Raw genomic sequence first — 2,125 nt, 5'->3', positions numbered from 1 at the left:
AGACAAGCCGCGCACTCCCAGTAACGTCCGCTACTCGCTGAAAGTCACCCGACACCCGCCCCCACCTGCGGAAACGGCCTAACTCACCGGCATTGACCTGGCCACGGTGTTGGATCTGTGCTCGAAGCGGCTGGCGGGCTGGTCGATCGCCGGCCACATGCGCACCGAGCTGGTCACCGACGCGCTGAAGGCCGCCGCCTTGACGCGGGGCGGCAGCCTGGACGGAGCGATCTTCCACAGCGACAACGGAGCGCAATATGCCTCGAAGGACTTCGCGCAGGTATGCGCGGACCTGGGCGTGATCAGATCCCGCGGAGCCGTCGGGACGAGTGCGGACAACGCCGCCGCCGAATCCTTCAACGCGAGCCTTAAGAGGGAGACCCTCCAGGGTCGAAAGAGCTGGTCAGGACCGCGAGAGGCCCGCCTCGCCGTTTTCCGGTGGGCCACCCGATACAACACCAGAAGGAGGCACTCCAGCATCGGCCAGATCAGTCCGATCGCCTACGAACAGAGATCCATTACGCTGACCACGGCCGCATAGGAATCGATGTCCACGATCCAGGGGGAAGCCCCCTGCTGTACACCGACGGTGTCGTGGAAGCTCGCGACGCGGACGGTGCGGAGTTCGGCCTTGACCGGTTCACCGACTTCATCATCCGCTCCAGCGCCGCCGGCCAGCGCCCGGCCGAGGTACTGCGGCTGCTCATCCACGCCATCCTCGACTACCAGCGCAATCAGCTGCGGGACGACACGACCGTCCTGCTCTTCGAATGGCGCCCGCAGTACCAGTAACGCGGTATTGCGCCGAGCCCCACCGTGCTCGTATGCAGTCTTCGGCCGGATCTGGCACCCACCTCCTCCTGTGGTGTCCTGGCTGAGATCCAAGATCGTCGTCAGCCGTGAATCACAAGCAGCACCTTGGTCAGATCAGAGGAGCCGGTCAGTTCTTCCTCAACACGCTGAACTTGACAGAGAAGTCGCCTGAGAGCCTGTCGGGTGGCCGGTTGATTACGCTGCGATGTAGTCCTCGACGGTGTTGGCTCGTGCGGTCTTGCGGTGGGATTCGTGGCTCCACCGCGAAGGCTGCCCGGCGAGCCGGACGAGCATCAAGCGGATCATTGCCACCTTGATCATGGCCTCGGATGCCGCGGTCAGCCGTTCGTAGTCGCGGGCCAGCCGACGGAGGAGCGGCTGGATGATCTCCCACATCTCATCGGTCAAGCTGGACGGATAGCATGGGCCACTGACGGCCTCGGAGTTGTCGCACTGGCACACACCACGTGATCATTCCGGGGCCGTCGCCATGCCCGAAGGGCAGATCACGACCGTCACGCATCACGCATGATCAGCCACCCGACAGGCTCTGAGAAGCCGTATCTCAACCGAACTTGATCGCTTGATTCTTGCTGGTCAGGCATGGTTTCGCTCGGGGGGAGGGAGGCTTGCGGCGTCTTGTTTCCGCTTCGTGGTCGAGGGGTGCGCGGTGGCGTCGATGCTGGGATTGCTGGAGGCGCGAGAGCTGGCTGCCCGGGTGCGGGTGGAGGGTCTGCGGGAGGAAGCCGCGCGGGTTGCCGAGATGCTGGAGACAGCTGAGATCGAGCTGGACCGGCGGGTGATCGCGCGGGAGGAACTCGTCGAGGCCCTGGCCGTGTCCGCTGCCGAGACCACCGCCGTGACCGAGGCGGAGACGGCGACGGTGCCCGCGCCGTTGCCGGGGACGACCGTGCCGCCCTGGCGGGAAGGGCTGCCTGCGACGGTTCTCGCGCCGGACTACCAGCGGATCCTGGGCGTACTGGCAGACCGGCCGGCCAAGAGCCGATGCGGGCCAAGGAGATCGCGGTAGTGCTGGGCCTGGAGCCGACGCCGGCGAAGGTCGAGGGGGTACGGTCGAAGGCGAGGCGCCTGGCGGAACGCGGGTGGCTGGTCCAGGAGGCGTCGGGGATGTTCAGGCCCGGCCGCGGGATGGTGGCCGGGCCAGGCGTCGGCTCATCCGCGTGATCATCGACCACTGGATCATCGCCTCGCTGGTGGCGGTCAGGGTTTCGTAGTCGCGGGCCAGACGGCGCGAATGCATCAGCCATGCGAACGTGCGTTCCACCACCCAACGGCGGGGCAGCACCACGAA

At 66.2% G+C, this 2,125-nt stretch carries 3 protein-coding genes and 2 pseudogenes; 3 read left to right on the top strand and 2 right to left on the bottom strand.

Annotated elements, in window-relative coordinates; all coding sequences use genetic code 11:
- Positions 1–97: 97 nt before the first annotated feature.
- Both ACWD6R_RS40430 and ACWD6R_RS40425 read left to right on the top strand, forming a co-directional pair.
- A pseudogene (locus ACWD6R_RS40430) lies at positions 98–541 on the top strand (transposase); the annotation flags it as partial.
- A 14-nt stretch (positions 542–555) separates the two neighbouring features.
- Positions 556–792: pseudogene (locus ACWD6R_RS40425) on the top strand (SpoIIE family protein phosphatase); the annotation flags it as partial.
- A 216-nt stretch (positions 793–1,008) separates the two neighbouring features.
- Here the strand turns inward: ACWD6R_RS40425 and ACWD6R_RS40420 are convergent.
- Positions 1,009–1,221 (bottom strand): hypothetical protein, encoded by a 213-nt coding sequence (locus tag ACWD6R_RS40420; RefSeq protein ID WP_451823317.1) that lies wholly within the window; start codon positions 1,219–1,221, stop codon positions 1,009–1,011.
- A 262-nt stretch (positions 1,222–1,483) separates the two neighbouring features.
- Here ACWD6R_RS40420 and ACWD6R_RS40415 point away from each other — a divergent pair, with 262 nt between their 5' ends.
- Positions 1,484–1,843 (top strand): hypothetical protein, encoded by a 360-nt coding sequence (locus tag ACWD6R_RS40415; protein WP_451823316.1) that lies wholly within the window; start codon positions 1,484–1,486, stop codon positions 1,841–1,843.
- A 102-nt stretch (positions 1,844–1,945) separates the two neighbouring features.
- Here ACWD6R_RS40415 and ACWD6R_RS40410 read toward each other — a convergent pair.
- Positions 1,946–2,125: transposase (locus tag ACWD6R_RS40410; RefSeq protein ID WP_451823315.1), on the bottom strand; the 180-nt coding region annotated here is incomplete at its 5' end.

It is taken from the genome of Streptomyces sp. NPDC005151 (assembly GCF_053599875.1).
Note: the sequence above shows the minus strand (reverse complement) of the source record. Positions and strands in the feature narration are given on the sequence as shown.